The following is an 18,785-nucleotide window of genomic DNA, read 5'->3' as shown; positions in this document are numbered from 1 at the left end:
CGATGCAGCGGCCGGACCGATGCCGAACGGCGCACCGGCCACGCCTCCGCCGGACGGTGCAGCGGTCGCACCGCTGCCGAACGGAAGATCGGTCACACCAGTGCCGGACGGTGTAGTGGCCGGATCGATGCCAGCTGACGCGGCGGCCGTGAGGTGCAGCGTTGGATCGTGGTCGAGGATGCGCAATTCCAGCCGCGCCGTCTCGGGTGCAGGGTCGACGCCCAATTCCGCTGCAAGGGTTCTGCGCAATCGGGCGAGCCGGGCCAGCGCATCCGCTTGTCGCCCAGTGCGATACAGCGCCAGCGCCAACAGCCCGGACAGCGGCTCGTGCAGTGGATACCGGGCAACCAGACCGATGAGCTCGGTGACCACCTCGCCGGCCGCACCGAGCTGGAGATTCGCCTCCAGCCCCGCGATCGTCAGCGCCAACCGCCAATCATCAAGGCGCTCACCCTCGGCTGCCGCAAACGGCACAGCCCGCAGATCCGCAAGGGCATGCCCACGCCACAGTGCAAGCGCCTCCCGCGCCGCCGCCGCGACCGCCGCATGATCGCCACCGCGGCGCGCGCTGTACAGCCGCTGCGCCGCCGCTTCGGCCATCCTCAGATCCGCAGCACTGACGGTCGTGTGATACCCGGCCGACGTGCGCAGGACAACTTCGGCATGTGCCCCCAGCGCGGCCCGCAGTCGTGACACCACCACTCGCAACCGCTGCACCGGCCGCTCGATATCACCACCCCACAGATCCTCGGCCAGCCGCCCATCCGGCACCGGCACCCCACCCGCTAATGCCAACCGCACCAATACGGCCCGCTCCAACGGCCGATCGATGGCGACACCGTCTTCGCCTGCCCACACCTGCACTGGGCCCAACACCAGCACATCCACGCCCCCAGCATGGCAGTGCCAACCCCCCGCTGCCCACCCGCTCCAACCCGCGCGGACCCACACCAGCGGGCACCCAACCCGCGGCAATTCCGCACCGCGGCAGCAGCATCACAATCTCGCCGCGCTCCGCACGGCCCGCCGGACATCGCCATCGAGCCGAGTTCATCCGACGGGATCACCGGCCCATACGGATGCGAACATTGTGTCGATACCGAGATTTGGGCACCTTCCCACATCACACAAGACGTCGGGGCAAGGAGGCGGATCAATGAAAGTCGAGAATGTGCCGATCTCGCATGGACAGCCGATCAGCGTGCAAGAGTTCGACGCTCTGCGATCGACACCAGCCATCGCTACGAGATCGAAAATGGACACTTACTCGTAAGCGCCTGCCCAGCACCTCCACATCGCCGCGCCATCACGCGGCTGGTCTTTCAACTCGAACGCCAGTCGCCCGCGGGATGGGAAGCGTTCGCCGAAATAACAGCGGAGCTGCCCGTCGGACGCTCCCAGCGTCGAGTGCCCGCTGTCGTGGTGACGCAGGCCGACATCGACGCGCAGGCACGGATCCGCAGTGATCAGATTGCGCTCGCCATCGAGGTCACCGCGTCCGATGAGTCCGCGGTCCGCGACTATTCGACCAAAGCAGGCGAGTACGCCGTCAATGGCATTCCGCACTACTGGGTGATCGACATCGTTGACCTCGAATCGATCGGCATGACCATGTATCGCTTGAACATTGACACCGGTGAATACGAAATCGCACCACGAGTCAGCGGTGTGGTGCGGCTCGAGGATCCGTTTCCGCTCACCATTGATCTCGCTATGCTGTCCAGGCCACGACGCGATAGCGGAAGCGGATCGGCCGAGGTGGCCGTAGCAAGTCCGAACACCGACTGAAACTTCAACTCGGACAAGCATTTCAAAACGGACACAGGTCTGATTCTGGGAAGGCCGGGGCGGGGTCGGCATGCCAAGCTGTCAGGCGATGCTCACGTATACCCAAGCCGTTGTGATCGGCGCATTGCAAGGCATAACCGAACTGTTCCCGATTTCCAGCCTGGGTCATTCCGTTTTGGTGCCCGCATGGCTGGGTGGGTCCTGGAGCGAGCTGGTCACTCAGGGCGATTCCGATTCCGGTACGCCGTATCTCGCCTTCGTGGTCGGGCTGCATGTGGCGACGGCGATCGCGCTGCTGGTGTTCTATTGGCGCGACTGGGTCGATATCGTCACCGGCTTACTCACCACACTGCGCACCCGGCGGATCGAAACCTCGACCCAGCGCCTGGCCTGGCTCGTAGTCCTGGCGACCGTCCCGGTCGGCATCCTCGGGCTGCTGCTGGAACATCCGCTGCGTACCCTGTTCGCGAAACCCCTTGCGGCGGGCCTGTTCCTGACGCTCAACGGCGTTGTACTGATCACCGGCGAGGTACTGCGCCGCCGCAGCCAGCCGACGCTCGCCGACTACGGCCGCCGCTTCGCCGAGGCCGAGGCGCGGGCCAAGGCCATCGAAGAGGGATATTTCGTGGCGACGGCGGAGGAAGAGCCGGTCGGCCTGGGCGATCTGTCGATCAAGGACGCGTTGATCATCGGCGTCTCGCAGGCCGGTGCACTGTTCGCGGGCATCAGCCGCTCCGGCATGACAATGGTCGGCGGCCTGCTGCGCGGTTTGGACCATGAGGACGCGGCGAAATTCGCCTTCCTGCTTGCCACGCCGGTCATTCTGGCCGCGGGCGTGCTGAAGCTGCCTACATTGGCCGGCCCACAGGGTGACGGCATCCTGGGTCAGGTGCTGGTCGGATCGATTGTCGCGGGCGGCGCGGCGTATCTGGCGGTCCGCTTCCTGGAGCGCTACTTCAAATCGAATTCACTGCTGCCGTTCGCGGTGTACAGCCTCGCCTTCGGTATCGCCTCGGTGGCCCATTTCCTCTGAGCCGACAACAAAGGCCGCCTTCGGAGAACCGGAAGGCGGCCTTTGTGCGAATGCGATGGATCAGGCGGTGACGCTTGCCTTCTCCAGGATCTCGCGCGCCAGTGCGGCGGTCTCGGACGGCGTCTTGCCGACCTTGACGCCGGCGGCCTCGAGTGCGTCCTTCTTCGCCTGGGCGGTACCGGCCGAACCGGAGACGATGGCGCCAGCGTGGCCCATGGTCTTGCCCTCGGGAGCGGTGAAGCCCGCGACGTAGCCGACGACCGGCTTGGTGACATTGGCCTTGATGTAGGCCGCGGCCCGCTCCTCGGCGTCGCCGCCGATCTCGCCGATCATCACGATCAGCTTGGTCTCGGGATCCTTCTCGAACGCCTCGATGGCGTCGATGTGGGTGGTGCCGATGACCGGGTCGCCGCCGATGCCGATGGCGGTGGAGAAGCCGAAATCACGCAGCTCGTACATCATCTGGTAAGTCAGGGTGCCGGACTTCGACACCAGGCCGACCGGGCCCTTGCCGGTGATGTTGGCCGGGGTGATGCCGACCAGCGACTCGCCGGGGGTAATGATGCCGGGGCAGTTCGGGCCGATGATCCGGGTCTTGTTGCCCTTCTCCACGTTGTAGGCCCACGCGTAGGCGGTGTCCTGCACCGGGATGCCCTCGGTGATGACCACGAGCAGCGGGATCTCCGCGTCGATGGCCTCGATGATGGCGTCCTTCGAGAACTTCGGCGGCACGAACGCGATGGACACGTCGGCGCCGGTCGCCTTGATGGCCTCTTCGACGGTGCCGAAGACCGGCAGCTCGATCGGGTTGCCGTCCTTGTCGGTGTGCGCAACGGTGGTGCCCGCCTTGCGCGCGTTGACACCGCCCACGACCTGGGTGCCGGCCTTCAGCATCAGCGCGGTGTGCTTGGTGCCCTCACCGCCGGTGATGCCCTGGACGATGACCTTGGAATCCTTGTTGAGGAAGATAGACATTTCCGGTTCCTTTACTTGGCCGCTGCCAGTTCGGCGGCCTTGTCGGCGCCTTCGTCCATTGTCTGCGCGAGCGTGATCAGCGGGTGCGCGGCATCGACGAGAATCTTGCGGCCCTCGTCGACCTTGTTGCCGTCGAGACGGACGACCAGCGGCTTGTTCGCCTCGTCGCCGAGGATTTCCAGCGCCTTCACGATGCCGTTGGCGACCGCGTCACACGCGGTGATGCCGCCGAAGACGTTCACGAACACGCTCTTGACCTGCGCGTCGCCCAGGATGACGTCCAGACCGGCGGCCATGACCTCGGCCGATGCGCCACCGCCGATGTCGAGGAAGTTGGCGGGCTTGACGCCACCGTGGTTCTCGCCCGCGTACGCGACGACGTCCAGGGTGGACATGACCAGACCGGCGCCATTGCCGATGATGCCGACCTCGCCGTCGAGCTTGACGTAGTTGAGGTCGTTCTCCTTGGCCTTGAGCTCCAGGGGGTCGGTCGCGTCCTTATCCGCGAACGCCTCGTGATCCGGGTGCCGGAACTCGGCGTTCTCGTCCAGGGTCACCTTGCCGTCGAGCGCGAGGATCTCGTTGTCGGGGGTGCGGACCAGCGGGTTGACCTCCACCAGGGTGGCGTCCTCACCGACGAACACCTCCCAGAGCTTCTGGATGGTGATGGCCGCCGCGTCGAGGACATCGGCGGGCAGGTGGCCCTGCTCGGCGATCGAGCGGGCGAACGCGAGGTCGACACCCTTGACGGCGTCGACCGGTACCTTGGCCAGGCGCTCCGGCTTGGTCGCGGCGACCTCTTCGATCTCCATGCCGCCTTCCACCGAGCACATGGCCAGGTAGGTGCGGTTGGAGCGGTCGAGCAGGAAGGAGATGTAGTACTCCTCCGCGATGTCCTTGGCCTCGGCGACCAGGATCTTCTTGGTGATATGGCCCTTGATATCCAGGCCGATGATGTTCTGCGCGTGCGTGAACGCGTCGTCCGGGGTGGCGGCGAACTTGACGCCACCCGCCTTGCCGCGACCACCGGCCTTCACCTGGGCCTTGATCATCACCGGCTTGCCGATTTCCGCCGCGATAGCGCGGGCGTCCTCGGCCGTGTCCGTGACGCGGCCCTCGGACGAAGGCACTCCGTGCTTAACGAAGAGCTCCTTCGCCTGATATTCGAAGAGATCCATGTACTCACCGTCTCGTCTGCGTTGTGATGACAACGTCTTTGTTGGCGGCCCGACGTCGGAAGCGGGTCGGGTCGGACTTTAACCAGTCACATGGAGGGCCAAACGGCCACGTTCATCGTAAGTGGCGCAGGTCACGGCGTGCCGCCCAGGGCCGGAAAACGCCTGGCCAAGGCTACTCGTGAGTAGGTTGTTGACGGTGCGGCAGGTAGAGCCAACGATACCCGTCGGGCGACACCTTCTACTACGAGTTGTCGTCGGACAATCTCACGCACATGCCCCGAAAACAGTGAGATATTCCGGTGCGTTACCGTGATGAATCTCACATGTTTGGATTGATCGCACGTAGCGCTTGCGGACCTCGCAATCGTTTCGTTACCGTCATTGCGGTCGATGTCACAACACGGTCACGACTAGGAGGACGGCAAGCTTGACGCAGCACAGCACTCCGCTAACGGAGAGCCGTTCCATAGCGCCTCTTGGCAGGCAGTTCGACACCGCGATCTCTCGCTCGATGATGTGGCACAACCGATGAACCATCGCTCGACCTTCGCTTCCGATAATCGCGCTCGCTCCGGACATCGTTATCGTTCCGATGACGATGACGCACACGGCGGACATTCCAGTGCGGCGGTAGATCCGTTCGGTACCGCGTCGCGGGGCTCCGATCACAGGTACGCCGCAGCGGCCGGTTACGAGCACGATGACAACTCCTGGGACGCGAACGATTCGTGGTCGCAGGCTGATTCGTGGTCGCAGGCCGAGCCGCAGCAGCAGTCCGACTCATGGGCGCAGTCGCAGTCCTGGGCGCAAGCCGATTCTTGGTCCGACGGCGGCGCGTGGGCGTCCGAGGATTCCTGGACGCCCGAGGGTGACAATTCCTGGGCTCCCGACGCCGAGGCATCTTGGACGCCGGAGGCGGACGGATCCTGGGATGCCGACGACTCCTGGGATGGCGAGGACTCCGCTTGGGAGTCCGAGGATCCGGAATCTCCGGCCGGTCCCACTGTCATTCCGGCCCGTCGCGCGAACCGCGGTAGCGGCGGCGCGCATCGGATGCCCGCACCGCCCGCCTCGCTCAAAGGCCGCGCCGCGGTCGTCGCCGTCGCCGCGGGTGCGGTGGTTGCCGCCGGACAGGCCGCCTTCGCCTCGCCCGAACAGCCCTCACAGGCCGTTGATTACGAGGCCGCGGGCCAGATCCACGAGATCGCCGCGCAGTCGGTCAGCGTGGCCGACCCCAACTCTGCGCCGGATTCGCCGCAGGTGCTCAATGTCTCGGCCCCGACCAATCTCGGGCAGTTCGGCGACATGCTGCAAAAGGGCCAGAAGTTCGCCGAAGATATGGCGGCACAGGAGGCCTCGAAGCTCCGCCCGCTGTTCACCAAGTTCGCCGCGGGCAATTTCACCTCCGGCTTCGGCGCGCGCTGGGGCGTACAGCACCTCGGCGTCGATATCGCGGGCCCGATCGGCACCCCGATCTACGCCGTCGCCGACGCCACCGTGATCGAAGCGGGACCGGCCTCGGGCTTCGGCATGTGGGTCCGACTGCTGCACGATGACGGCACCGTCACCATCTACGGACATGTCGACACCGCCACCGTGTCGCAGGGACAGCGAGTCATGGCAGGCGACCAGATCGCCACCATCGGCAACCGTGGTTTCTCGACCGGCCCGCACTGCCATTTCGAGGTCTGGTTGAACGGGGTCGACAAGGTCGATCCGCTGCCCTGGCTGGCGACGCGGGGCATCAGCTTGGGGCCGCAGCGGGACTGAGTGTTTCGGCTTTCCCGAACTGTTTCGGGGCCGGATCGCTCGAGGCCGGGCAATTTGCCTTTGGGGCCAACTTCGAGGCGTACGTTGATCGGCTGCGCGCATGACCCGGCGCGCTGTGGGCAGACAAGTATCGCCAAGCCGAGTCGAATGGCGGTTCGCGCACAAATGGCGAGCCAGTATTCAGGCTGCTGGTCGAGACCTCCGGCCGACCATTCTTGACGGTTTCGGACATCTTGGAACCAAACTCGGAGTGCGGCAATGGGATTCATCGAACAATGGTTGCGCTGCCGCAATCGATTCGTTACCGTCGATGGACCCGATTCCCCCTCAGTAATCGCGACCGGAGGATGACGCTCTAGATGCGCGTTGCGAACACCCTGAACGCCGCACTCACCACGCGAAGACCAGCAACTTTCGAAATTTCCTGGCGCTCAGGACATTTCAGACATCATCCCGGCATGCTTCGGTCACACTGATGAGTCGCGAGAGAACAACCGGGTCCAATAGGCAAGGCCGCCCGGTACAGCACTACCTAGATAATTCCTGGCAATCTCCCAACCGCCCCGCTAGCCGCGAACCCTGGCACCTGAGTGATCCCTGGTCGCAGCCACTTTCGCCGTCCGGCAGCGATGCCCAGGGCTACGACGCGGGCCAGAACCGCCTCGCGGCCCAGGAGTACAGCGTGGGCCAGGGCTACAGCGTGGATCAGACCTACGGCACAGACGAACGGTTCGACGCGAGTTCGTGGTACAGCACTGACCAGAGCTACAGCGCATACCCGAGCCACGACGGATACCCGAACCACGACGCGGACCTGCAACACAGCGCATACCTGGATTACAGCGCGGACCTGGATTACAGCGCGGACCAGCGTAACTACGCGGACCACCGATTCGACACGAATCTGCCGCACGGCCCAGACCAGAGCTACAGCGCATACGCGAGCCACGACGCAGAACTGGACTACAGCTACAACGCAAACCAGAACCACTACACAAACCAACAATTCGACACGAATCCGCCGCACAGCACAGACCAGAGCTACAGCGCATACCCGAACCACGACGCAGAACTGGACTACAGCTACAACGCAAACCAGAACCACTACACAAACCAACAATTCGACACGAATCCGCCGCACAGCACAGACCAGAGCTACAGCGCATACCCGGGCCAGGAGCACGGTGCACGCCGGAGCTACAACACAGACCAGAGCAGCGGCATGCGCCAGCGATTCGGCAGGAGTCCGGGCTACCGCGCAGACCTTGGCCACGATGCGGACCCGAACCAGGACGCGGGCCATTTCCACGACACGGATCCGATCCACGACACCGACCAGTGGCGGACAGCTGGCCGGGCGGACAGCCGTAATGACATGGCGGAGCGGCGGGTTGGGCGCAAGCGCGGGGGTGCGCATCGAGTGCCTGCACCGCCAAGGGCGTTGCGGGGGCGGGCGGCGGTTATTGCGGTGGCGGCAGGGGCGATTGTGGCGGCGGGGCAGAATTTCGCGGCGGGGACCGAGAAGGCGCCGCAGACGGGTGAATTGCAGGCGGTTGGTCAGCAGCGGGCGGCGGAGCCGGTGAGTGCCGAGCTTCCGGCGGCGCCGGAACTGCTCGATCTCGCGGCGCCGACCGATCTCGGACAGTTCTCCGATGTGCTGGAGAACGGCAGCAAGTTCGCGCAGGATCTCGCGGCGGAGGCGGAGGCGCAGCTGCGGCCGCTGTTCACCAAATTCGCCTCGGGCGCCTTCACTTCCGGGTATGGGCAGCGCTGGGGTGTGCTGCATCCCGGGGTCGATATCGCGGCGCCCATCGGTACACCGATCTTCGCCGTCGAGGATGGCACCGTCATTGATGCGGGTCCCGCGGCCGGATTCGGGATGTGGGTACGGGTGCGCGGCGACGACGGCACCGTCACCGTGTACGGCCACGTCAATACCGCCCTGGTCTCGGTGGGCCAGCACGTCCTCGCGGGCGACGAAATCGCCACGGTCGGCAATCGCGGCGAATCCACCGGCCCGCACTGCCACTTCGAAGTCTGGCTCAATGGCACCGACCGCATAGACCCCATCCCCTGGCTCGCCACCCGCGGCATCAGCCTCGGCCCCGAACGCGACTGACCGCACCGGCGCAGACCGAGACCTACGACCGGCTCGCGCACGAATTCACACCCACGCGATGCACGGAACTGGACGCGCTGGCGGTTGAGAATGGCGAGCAGCCGGTAGAGGGGAATCAGGCGTCGGGGAAGACAAGCTCGGCGTCCACGCCGTCACCGAGCAGGAAGTACCCGAGGAAGGTGACGCCGTCCGCCTGTGCATCGAAGCGTGCGATGCGTATGCCCTCGGGTTCGTAGAACACATCGCCGGGTTCGAGCACGGTTTCCGGTTGTCCCTCGATCTGATAGATGACCGACCCGGTCTCGATGTTGCCGAAGACCGGCCCGTTGTGGATGTGCAGCCCTGCGGCGTATCCGGGTGCGATGGTGATCCGCCGGATCTCTACATGCTGGGTAGCCAGCGGCTGCGGCAGTTGTTGGTCCATCACGATCACACGGCTCAGCGGCGGGGCCGGGTCAGCCTGGTCTCCGTCCGCAGCGTGGTATTCGGCGTCTGTCACAGCCTGCGCGAACTCCGCCGTACTCCCGTCCACCGGAAGTTCCTCGATGGCCACATGCGTCATCGAGTTGCCGGGAGTCGCTCCGTGCCAATGCCATTCGTCGGCCTCGATCCGCACGGTGTCGCCGGTGCGGATGGTCTCGACCGGTCCCCCGCGGCGTTGCACGAGCCCCGCGCCGTCGGTCACCACGAGCACCTGCCCGACCGGGTGACGGTGCCAGCGCGTGCGGGCACCAGGGGTGAACCGGACGCTGTCGACCTGCGTCCGTGAAAGGCCGTCGGGGACGGCGAGTTCTTCGACGCGCGCGTCACCGGTGATGAACGCGGAGGAAGCGGATACCGCGGTGTGAGGAGCGTGGGATATGCGCATGCTTGTCGTATTTCCTTGATCTCGTGCGGTTTTCGAAACTCAGTGAATGGTGTGGGCAGTGAGCAACGCGAGGATTCCCTCGACCGCCTGCTCGAAAGACGTTTCGCTGTCGGCGGCCCGGGCCAGGACGTACCCGCCCTGCAGCACGGCGACGATCGCCGCCGCCGTGGCGGCCGGGTCCAGGGGCGGACTCAGCTCGTCGGCCTCGAGGCCCTCGGTCAGCACTCCTGCCAGGCGGGTGCACAGCCAGGTCAAGGTCTCCTCGACCGGCTCGCGGAGGGCGGGTGCGACCATCACGTCCGGATCCTGAGTCAGCCCACCGATCGGACAACCCTTTAGGATGTCGCGCTCGCGGCGCAGATAGGCCGAAATACGTTGAAGCGCAGTGCCCGGACCGGAAAGTTGCGCGTCCACACCGGCACGCAGCTCCGCGGCCGTCCGATCGATCGCGGCACGCGCCAGTTCCTCCTTGCCGGCGAAGTGGTGGTACATGCTGCCCTGGCCGGCTCCGGCCCGCTGCTGAATCGCTTTCGGGCTGGTCCCCACATAGCCCCGCTCCCACAGCAGTGCCCGTGCGCTCTCGATGAGGTTGTCCCTCGTGCTCATGCAGGAAACTGTACATACTAGTAGGTACAGAGCGTAAGGAGTGTTTACCGAGGGTCATCGTGCGCATATCGCGCGTACGGCGGCTTGCCCGAGGCGTTCTCTTTCAAGGCCGAGAACCTCCGCCGCTACTTCAAACCGTCTCCGCAGGTGATGCGCGAACTGACCAGCCTCATCAGCCCCGGCGCTTCCCGCACTCACTGACCAGCGGTTGCGCCATATCCGCCCGAAATTCGGCCGATACTACAGCGACCCCGATCAGGGATACGACCTTGGCCACTTCCAAGCCGATGTACCAGTAGTGGGCGCGTGAGCGCGGTAAGTCCGCACCGGCGAGCACACGGTCCGAGCGGCGGGTCAGCAGTGGCCGGACAACGAGGAGTTGGACGGCGAGAATCGCGGCGGTAACGCCGAGCCAGACCCGAACGGCACCGCTGGGGCCGACCACCAGGGTCGCCACGATCAGCACGGCGACAAGGACGGTCTCCGCGACGTTCAGCGCCCGGAACACTAGCCGTCCGATGCCGAGGCCGAGCGGCACGGTAATACCCGGCGCCCGGAACTTCAGCGGCGCCTCCAGGAACGAGATGGCCAGCACCATGCCGAGCCACAGCATCGGCAGGTACCACAGCAGGTGCTGCGCGACGGTTTCCACATCGCGCACGCTACCGTCGCCGCCCCTTGGTGGATCAGGGCCAATGGCCCTATTCCGAGAACCGGTCAGAGTTTGACCAAGGTGCGGCTGTATTGCGGGATGAGCCGGATTTTGCCTGCGGTGCCGAAATCGATGGTGACCGTCGCCAGGGGGCCGAAGCCCTCGGCGGCGACCACGCGGCCGAGACCGTATTTGTCATCGCTGACTCGATCGCCAACGGCCAGTACGAGATTGGCGTTGTTGCGGGTTGCGCCACCGGGGGCGGGGCGGCGTGGGCTGCGGTCGCTGACGCCGGGGCGCTGTTGGTTCCAGCCGTCACGGGTCCAGTCGTGTTCCAGACCGTCGTCCTCGCCGCGGCGACGGATGCCGCGCGTCAACGGGGAGCCCTTGGGCTCCAACCGCTTCCATTCGATCAGGTGGGCCGGAATCTCTTGTAGGAAGCGCGATTCCGGATTCGAGACCGGCTGACCCCAGCCGGAGCGGACCACCGCGCGGCTGACGTAGAGCCGCTGCCTGGCCCGGGTGATGCCAACGTAGGCGAGGCGACGTTCCTCGGCCAGTTCGGTCGGATCGCCGAGCGCGCGCATATGCGGGAACTGGCCATCCTCCCAACCGGTGACGAAGACAACCGGGAATTCCAGTCCCTTGGCGGTGTGCAGCGTCATCATGGTGACTACACCGGTGCCCTCATCGGGCAGCTGGTCACTATCGGCCACCAGCGAGACCCGTTCCAGGAAGGCGGCCAGCGAACCCGGGTCGGGCTCGCCCTCGGCGACCTCGGGTACCAGACCCTCCTGCCGGGCGGCCTCCGCATTGTTGTACGCCTCGGAGCTGAACTCCCGTGCGACGCTGACCAATTCGTTCAGATTGTCGAGGCGGGCGCCGTCCTGCGGATCATCGGAGCCCTCCAGCTCGGCTCGGTAGCCGGTGCGGTCGAGCACTGCGTCGACCATATTGCCGAGATCCGGAAAGTCCTGATCGGCCTGCGCACCGGCCGCCCTGATCTCCTCCAGCAGCTCGAGGAATCCGGCGATGGCGCGCTGCGAACGGGTATTCAGCAGCGCCACTTTGCCATCGGCGGCATCGCGCAGCGCCTCGGCGAAACCGATCCCCCGCTGCTCGGCGTGCACCGCGACACAGGCCTCGGCCCGATCGCCGATACCCCGGCGCGGGGTATTGAGGATGCGGCGCAGGCTCACCGTATCGTTGGGGTTGTCGAGCACCCGCAGGTACGCGACGATATCGCGCACCTCCTTGCGCTCGTAGAAGCGCACACCGCCGACCACCTTGTACGGCAGCCCCATCCGAATGAAGATCTCTTCCAGCGCGCGGGAATTGTTGTTGGTGCGGTAGAACACTGCGACATCGCTGTAGTTGGCATCGCCCGCGTCCACCAGCCGGTCGATCTCCCTGGCCACGAACGAGGCCTCGTCGTGCTCATTATCGGCGACGTAGCCGGTGATCAGATCGCCCTCACCGGAATCGGTCCACAGCCGCTTGTCCCGACGGTTCTCATTGCGCGATATCACCGCATTGGCGGCGGAGAGGATGTGCTGGGTGGAGCGGTAGTTCTGTTCCAGCAGAATGGTTTCGGCATCCGGGAAGTCGCGTTCGAATTCCTCGATATTGCGGATGGTCGCGCCGCGGAAGGCATAGATGGACTGGTCGGCATCACCCACGACACACAGTTCGCTCGGCGCGACCGCATCGTCGGAGCGGTCCTCGGTGTGATGTCCGACCAGCTCGCGGACCAGGATGTACTGGGCGTGGTTGGTGTCCTGGTACTCATCGACCAGCACATGCCGGAATCGGCGCCGGTAGTACTCGGCGACCTGCGGATGGTGCTGCAGCAGCGCCACCGTCTCGCCGATCAGATCATCGAAATCGAGCGCATTCGCCGAACGCAACCGGCGCTGATATTCGATGTACACACGGGCGACGAGTGCGGGCAGTTCGGTGTCGTCGGTTTCGGCGTCGGCGGTGGCCTGTTCCGGGCCGATGAGCTCGTTCTTCAAATTCGAGATGGCGGTGGCCAGCAGGCGCGCCGAATATTTCTTGACGTCGATATCGAAGTCGCGGCTGATCATGGTGAGCAGCCGCCGGGAATCGTCGGCGTCGTAGATGGAGAAATTCGAATTCAGGCCGGGCACCAGGGTCGCCTGCATGCGCAGAATGCGGACGCAACTCGAGTGGAAGGTCGAGACCCACATGTTGTTCGCGCGCGGTCCGACCAGGCCGCCGACCCGCTCGCGCATTTCGGCGGCGGCCTTGTTGGTGAAGGTGATGGCGAGGACCTGACCGGGCGTCACACCGCGAGCGGCGAGCAGATAGGCGATGCGCCTGGTCAGTACGGCGGTCTTGCCCGAACCCGCGCCCGCGACGATCAGCAGCGGCGTCCCGGTGTGCACGACCGCCGCGCGCTGCTGCTGATTGAGGCCATCGAGCAGTCGCTCGGCTTCCTCCGTGCGACGCTGCTCACGTTCGGCGCGGCGCTTTTCTTGTTCGACACGATGCTTGTCCTCGACGACACGCCGTGCCGGGTCATCGTCGGCGGGTTCCGGCGCGCCCACCGCAGTCGGCACGGCAGCGTCGCCCAACTCCTCGGCACGAGCAGTGTCGACCTGTGGTTTCTGGGTTGGGTCCTGGTGCCGAGTCCGCCCGGCCTGCGTCTTGGGAGCCACCGTGATGTCCATCGTCCATCCACGCTACCGGCGGGCACCGACAGAGATGAAGTCCCCGTCGGCGTCGGTGACGATTCGGCGGCTGTGTGGCGAACGGCCGATGAACTGCCCCCGGTCAGCATGGCCACCGCTAACCGGATGCCTCGTCAGCAGATTCACAAAACGAAGTGTTTTGCATTGCTACGACCCCGTGGCAGACTGGCGACATGATCTGCGCGACCGTGATACATCCGATTCGGCTAATGGCCGGATATCGTGATCGCGGACTTAGTGCCTGAGCGCGCCGCCTGGGGGAGGATTGCAAGGCCCACCGGGTTTGTTTTGCACGGTGAAAGAACCGGGTAACGAGCTGGACTCACCAGCCGATCCATGTTCTGACACGAGGAGATGAATGATGAGCACCCCTGCCACGACGACCGGGTCCGATTCGGCTCTGCCCCATACCGAGGCCGAGATCGACAAGCTCCGCAAGGAGATCGACCAGCTCGACGCGGAAATCCTGGCCGCCATCAAGCGCCGCACCGAGATCTCCAGAATCATCGGCCGCACGCGCATGGCCTCCGGCGGCCCCCGCCTCGTACACAGTCGTGAGATGAAGGTGCTCGAGCGCTTCAGTGAACTCGGCCAGGAAGGCCACACCCTCGCCATGCTGCTGCTCCGCCTCGGCCGCGGCCGCCTCGGCCACTAGCCGCGTCTGACGCCGCGACACGCGGCACGACCAGACCACGCGGCGCTCGCGAGACCGTCGCCTCCCCATGGCCGCCCCGGGTGATCACCCCCGGGGCGGCCGTTTCGTATGTGGACTCGATGACCGGTGCAGTCGTCGGTCCCCGATGGTGATGTGACGCGCGCCACCGGGCTGGGCGTAGCAGCTGCAACAGATGCGGAAATCGACGCCGCATTCGAAAGCCGAAACATCCTGCGGCGGAAACGGCCGTGGAGCCGAGGCCAGCGGTGGTGCGCCGCCTTCCGACGCACCACCCTGGGCAAGCGCTCAGGTGAGGGCGATGTACTTGGTGGACAGGTACTCTTCGATGCCCTCGATGCCGCCCTCGCGGCCGAAGCCCGATGCCTTGACGCCGCCGAAAGGCGCTGCGGGATCGGAGATTACGCCGCGGTTTACGCCCACCATGCCGGATTCCAGGCCCTCGGCGATGCGCAGGGCGCGGTCCAGGTCGCGGGTGTAGACGTAGCAAACCAAGCCGAATTCGGTGTTGTTGGCGGCGGCCAGACCTTCTTCCTCGGTTTCGAAGCCGACGATCGGGGCGACGGGGCCGAAGACTTCCTCGCGCAGGATCCGAGCATTCGCGGGGACCTCGCTCAGGATGGTCGCGGGGTAGAACCAGCCGGGACCGCCGGGCGCCTTGCCGCCCAGCCGGACCTGTGCGCCGACCGCTACCGCATCGTCGACCAGTTCGCTGACCGTATCGAGCTGTTCCTCGTTGATCAGCGGGCCGAGCGTGGTGTTCGGATCGGCGCCAGGGCCGATCGTCACGCTGCTCGACATCGCCTCGACGAGTTTGGTGGTGAACTCCTCCAGCACACCGTTCTGCACATGGAAGCGGTTGGCCGCGGTGCACGCCTCGCCGCCATTGCGCAACTTGGCCAGCATTGCGCCCTGCACAGCTGCATCGATATCGGCATCGTCGAAGACCACGAACGGCGCATTGCCACCGAGCTCCATCGAGGTGCGCAGCAGCCCGTTGGCCGACTGCTGCACCAGTTTCTTACCGACCTCGGTCGACCCGGTGAAGGTGAGCTTGCGCAGGCGCGGATCTTCCAGCAGCGGCTTCGTCACGGCACCGGAATGGCTGGAGGTGATCACCGAGAGCACCCCGTCCGGCAGCCCCGCCTCGCTGCACAGCTTGGCCAGCGCCAACATGGTCAATGGTGTCGCCGAGGCGGGTTTGACGATCATCGTGCAGCCAGCGGCCAGTGCGGGGCCGATCTTGCGGGTGCCCATGGCCAGCGGGAAGTTCCACGGTGTGATGGCCAGACACGGCCCGACCGGCTGCTTGTGCACCATGATCCGCCCGGTGCCGGACGGCGCGTGCAGGTAGCGCCCGTGCACGCGGACCGCCTCCTCGCTGAACCAGCGGAAGAATTCGGCGCCGTAGCGCACCTCATTGCGGCTCTCCGGCAGCGCCTTACCCATTTCCAGGGTCATCAGCAGCGCGAATTCCTCGGCGCGTGCGGTCAGCTGTTCGAAGACGCGGCGCAGGATCTCCCCGCGCGCCCGCGATGACGTCGCCGCCCACTCGGCCTGCACCGCGACGGCCGCATCCAGTGCGCGCACCGCGTCTTCCGGCGTCGCGTCGGCGACCTGGGTCAGCACCTGCCCATCGGCCGGATTGTGCACCGCGAAGGTGCCGCCCCCGGTGGCGTCGACGGGACCGCCGATCCACAACTGCGTCGGTACGGATTGGAGTACTTCACGTTCGGACACCATGAACCACAGCCTAGGCCGCGCGCTTGCGCCTCACCCGGGACTCATCGATGCGAAATCGCCGACCTTTGCGAGTGGCCCACAAGCGATCACCACCGCCCTCCTCGAACGCCCCACAAGCGATCGCCACCGCCCTTCTCGAACGCCCCACAAGCGACCGCCACCGCCCTTCTCGAACGCCCCACAAGCGACCGCCACCGCCCTTCTCAAACGCCCCACAAGCGACCGCTACCGGCCCCTCTCGAACGCCCCACAAGCGACCGCTACCGCCCTTCTCAAACGCCCCACAAGCGACCGCTACCGGCCCGCCCCTCTCGAACGCCCCACAAGCGACCGCTACCGGCCCCTCTCGAACGCCCCACAAGCGACCACCACCGGCCCCTCCCGAACGCCCCACAAGCGACCACCACCGGCCCTCCTCGAACGACCCACAAACGACCGCCACGACCGTTTTCGAGTGCCCGCAAGCGATCCCCATAAGCAACCAATAGGGCAACATCACTGAAAGTATGCGGTCGTTGCCTGCGTACCTGATCGAGTGCTTGTAACCTCGCGGACGTGAGCAGCGACATCGCCGCATCGGCGGCCTGGCGGAAACTGCACGAGCATCACAGCGCCGTCGCAGGACGACACCTGCGCGAATTCTTCGCCGAAGATCCCGACCGCGGCCGCGAGCTGATCGTCCGAGTCGGCGATCTGCACATCGACTACAGCAAGCATCGCGTCACGCGGGAAACCCTGCATCTGCTGGTCGAATTGGCGCATGAGGCCGGTGTGGGCGAGCGGCGCGACGCGATGTTCCGCGGCGACCACATCAATACCTCCGAAGACCGCGCGGTCGAACATATCGCGCTGCGGCTGCCCGAGGGCGAGTCGGTCACCGTGGACGGTGCCGACGCGGGCTCCGAGGTGCGCGAGGTGCTGCGGCGGATGGGTGAATTCACCGACGCGGTGCGCTCGGGCGCATGGCGCGGCGCCACCGGCGAACGCATCGAGACCGTGGTGAATATCGGCATCGGCGGCTCGGATCTCGGCCCGGATATGGTGCACCGGGCTCTGCGGCACTACGCCGATGCCGGGATCGGCGCCCGATTCGTCTCCAATGTCGACCCGGCCGATCTGGTCGCGAAGCTCAACGGACTCGATCCGGCGACAACGCTGTTCATCGTTGCCTCCAAGACCTTCTCGACGCTGGAGACGCTGACCAACGCCACCGCCGCCCGACGCTGGCTGGTCGCCGCGCTCGGCTCGGAGGCCGTCGCCAAGCATTTCGTCGCGGTCTCGACCAATGCCGAGCGCGTCGCCGAATTCGGTATCGACACCGCGAATATGTTCGGCTTCTGGGATTGGGTCGGCGGTCGCTACTCGGTGGATTCGGCCATCGGCCTGTCCGTGATGGCGACCATCGGCAAGGAGCGCTTCGCCGAATTCCTGGCCGGAATGCATGCCGTGGACCGGCATTTCGCGACCGCGCCGCTGGCCGAGAACGGACCGGTGCTGCTCGGCCTGCTCGGCATCTGGTACTCGAACTTCTTCGGCGCGGAATCGCATGCGGTTCTGCCCTATTCGAACGATCTGGCGCGCTTTCCGGCCTATCTGCAGCAGCTCACGATGGAATCGAACGGCAAGTCGGTGCGCGCCGACGGTACGCCGGTGCCCACCTCGACCGGCGAAATCTTCTGGGGTGAACCGGGAACCAACGGCCAGCACGCGTTCTACCAGCTGCTGCACCAGGGCACCCGGCTGATCCCCGCCGATTTCATCGGATTCGCCCGTCCCACCGACGATCTGCCCACCCGCGACGGGACCGGCAGCATGCACGACATCCTGATGAGCAATCTGTTCGCGCAGACCAAGGTGCTCGCCTTCGGCAAGACCGCCGAGGAGATCGCGGCCGAGGGCACCGACCCGAAGGTGGTACCGCACAAGGTGATGCCGGGAAATCGGCCGAGCACAACCATTCTCGCGCCGCAGCTGACCCCGGCCACCGTCGGTCAGCTGATCGCACTCTATGAACACCAGGTCTTCGTGGAGGGCACCATCTGGGGTATCGATAGCTTCGACCAGTGGGGCGTCGAACTGGGCAAACAGCAGGCGCTGGCGCTGGCCCCGCTGCTGACCTCTGCGGAAGCGCCGCCGTCCCAGGGCGACTCGTCCACCGACGCCCTCATCGGCTGGTACCGCGACCACCGCTGATCCCATGGTGACCGACCGGACCGGCCGGCCACCGCCAGTTCAGCCCAGTGCCTGTGCCGTCTTGATCAGGGCGGCAACGATATCCGGGAAGTCGGCGGTGATACCCGGGCCGATTTCGGGGCCCACGGTGTCGGCGGCGTCGCCGATGATCTCGGTCCGGTAGACGACGCGGGTAAAGCCCTCGCCCGCGGGCTCCAGGCGGTGTTCGGTGACGACGGTGAAATCGCCGCCGTCCATTTCATCGGTGAACAGCTCGCCGGGCTCGATCTCTACCAGACGCAGCCGTACCGTATCGCCGTCGGGCAGCGTCATAGTGAACCCGGTGCCGACCTCGAACGGGCCATCGATCTCGATCTCGTCGAGACCGTCGTTCCACTCCGGCCAGGCCTCCATATCCGACCAGCACCGCCACAGCGCCTCCGATGCGACCGCAGTTTCGGCGCTGTACTCGTACTCCCACATCCCGCTTGCTC

General features: G+C 65.7%; 14 protein-coding genes and 1 pseudogene. 6 read left to right on the top strand and 9 right to left on the bottom strand.

Annotated elements, in window-relative coordinates:
• Nucleotides 1-888 (bottom strand): BTAD domain-containing putative transcriptional regulator (locus tag ABZ293_RS00330; protein ID WP_355176490.1); only part of this gene is annotated, 888 nt, incomplete at its 3' end.
• 9 nt (nt 889-897) lie between these two features.
• Here ABZ293_RS00330 and ABZ293_RS00325 point away from each other — a divergent pair.
• The gene (locus ABZ293_RS00325) at nt 898-1,788 is read left to right on the top strand and encodes a Uma2 family endonuclease (protein WP_355176488.1); all 891 of its coding nucleotides are present in this window, start codon (nt 898-900) and stop codon (nt 1,786-1,788) included.
• Between the two features lie 70 nt (nt 1,789-1,858).
• Nucleotides 1,859-2,821: an undecaprenyl-diphosphate phosphatase gene (locus ABZ293_RS00320; protein ID WP_355176486.1), complete on the top strand. Its 963-nt coding sequence runs from the start codon at nt 1,859-1,861 to the stop codon at nt 2,819-2,821.
• A 60-nt stretch (nt 2,822-2,881) separates the two neighbouring features.
• On the opposite strand, the gene sucD is transcribed toward ABZ293_RS00320, so the two are convergent.
• Nucleotides 2,882-3,796 (bottom strand): succinate--CoA ligase subunit alpha, encoded by a 915-nt coding sequence (gene sucD / locus ABZ293_RS00315; protein ID WP_354957184.1) that lies wholly within the window; start codon nt 3,794-3,796, stop codon nt 2,882-2,884.
• An 11-nt stretch (nt 3,797-3,807) separates the two neighbouring features.
• On the bottom strand, nt 3,808-4,974 hold the full coding sequence (sucC, locus tag ABZ293_RS00310; protein ID WP_354957183.1) for an ADP-forming succinate--CoA ligase subunit beta: 1,167 nt from the start codon (nt 4,972-4,974) through the stop codon (nt 3,808-3,810).
• A 528-nt stretch (nt 4,975-5,502) separates the two neighbouring features.
• Between sucC and ABZ293_RS00305 the strand changes: the two genes are divergently transcribed.
• Nucleotides 5,503-6,744, top strand: a complete 1,242-nt coding sequence (locus tag ABZ293_RS00305; protein WP_355176484.1) for a peptidoglycan DD-metalloendopeptidase family protein — start codon at nt 5,503-5,505, stop codon at nt 6,742-6,744.
• A 1,402-nt stretch (nt 6,745-8,146) separates the two neighbouring features.
• A pseudogene (locus tag ABZ293_RS00300) lies at nt 8,147-8,863 on the top strand (M23 family metallopeptidase); the annotation flags it as partial.
• A gap of 115 nt (nt 8,864-8,978) precedes the next feature.
• On the opposite strand, the gene ABZ293_RS00295 reads toward ABZ293_RS00300, so the two are convergent.
• From ABZ293_RS00295 to pcrA, 4 genes are all read right to left on the bottom strand, one after another.
• Entirely contained in the window at nt 8,979-9,731 is a 753-nt protein-coding gene (locus ABZ293_RS00295; protein ID WP_355176482.1) for a cupin domain-containing protein, read from the bottom strand.
• A gap of 39 nt (nt 9,732-9,770) precedes the next feature.
• Nucleotides 9,771-10,337 (bottom strand): TetR/AcrR family transcriptional regulator, encoded by a 567-nt coding sequence (locus tag ABZ293_RS00290; protein ID WP_355176480.1) that lies wholly within the window; start codon nt 10,335-10,337, stop codon nt 9,771-9,773.
• A gap of 172 nt (nt 10,338-10,509) precedes the next feature.
• Entirely contained in the window at nt 10,510-10,989 is a 480-nt protein-coding gene (locus ABZ293_RS00285) for a hypothetical protein (protein WP_355176478.1), read from the bottom strand.
• 65 nt (nt 10,990-11,054) lie between these two features.
• Nucleotides 11,055-13,682, bottom strand: coding sequence for a DNA helicase PcrA (pcrA, locus tag ABZ293_RS00280; protein ID WP_355176476.1), 2,628 nt, complete (start codon nt 13,680-13,682; stop codon nt 11,055-11,057).
• 382 nt (nt 13,683-14,064) lie between these two features.
• Between pcrA and ABZ293_RS00275 the strand changes: the two genes are divergently transcribed.
• Nucleotides 14,065-14,358: a chorismate mutase gene (locus tag ABZ293_RS00275; protein ID WP_327093861.1), complete on the top strand. Its 294-nt coding sequence runs from the start codon at nt 14,065-14,067 to the stop codon at nt 14,356-14,358.
• A gap of 306 nt (nt 14,359-14,664) precedes the next feature.
• On the opposite strand, the gene ABZ293_RS00270 is transcribed toward ABZ293_RS00275, so the two are convergent.
• Entirely contained in the window at nt 14,665-16,119 is a 1,455-nt protein-coding gene (locus ABZ293_RS00270) for an NAD-dependent succinate-semialdehyde dehydrogenase (protein WP_355176474.1), read from the bottom strand.
• A 555-nt stretch (nt 16,120-16,674) separates the two neighbouring features.
• Here ABZ293_RS00270 and pgi point away from each other — a divergent pair.
• Entirely contained in the window at nt 16,675-18,312 is a 1,638-nt protein-coding gene (gene pgi, locus ABZ293_RS00265; protein ID WP_355176472.1) for a glucose-6-phosphate isomerase, read from the top strand.
• A gap of 39 nt (nt 18,313-18,351) precedes the next feature.
• On the opposite strand, the gene ABZ293_RS00260 is transcribed toward pgi, so the two are convergent.
• Entirely contained in the window at nt 18,352-18,774 is a 423-nt protein-coding gene (locus tag ABZ293_RS00260; RefSeq protein ID WP_355176470.1) for an SRPBCC family protein, read from the bottom strand.
• Nucleotides 18,775-18,785 lie beyond the last annotated feature (11 nt).

The sequence above is a fragment of the Nocardia sp. NPDC005998 genome (assembly GCF_040614395.1).
GTDB lineage: Bacteria > Actinomycetota > Actinomycetes > Mycobacteriales > Mycobacteriaceae > Nocardia.
The sequence above is the reverse complement of the archived record's forward strand: the minus strand, read 5'-3'. Positions and strand labels throughout refer to the sequence as shown.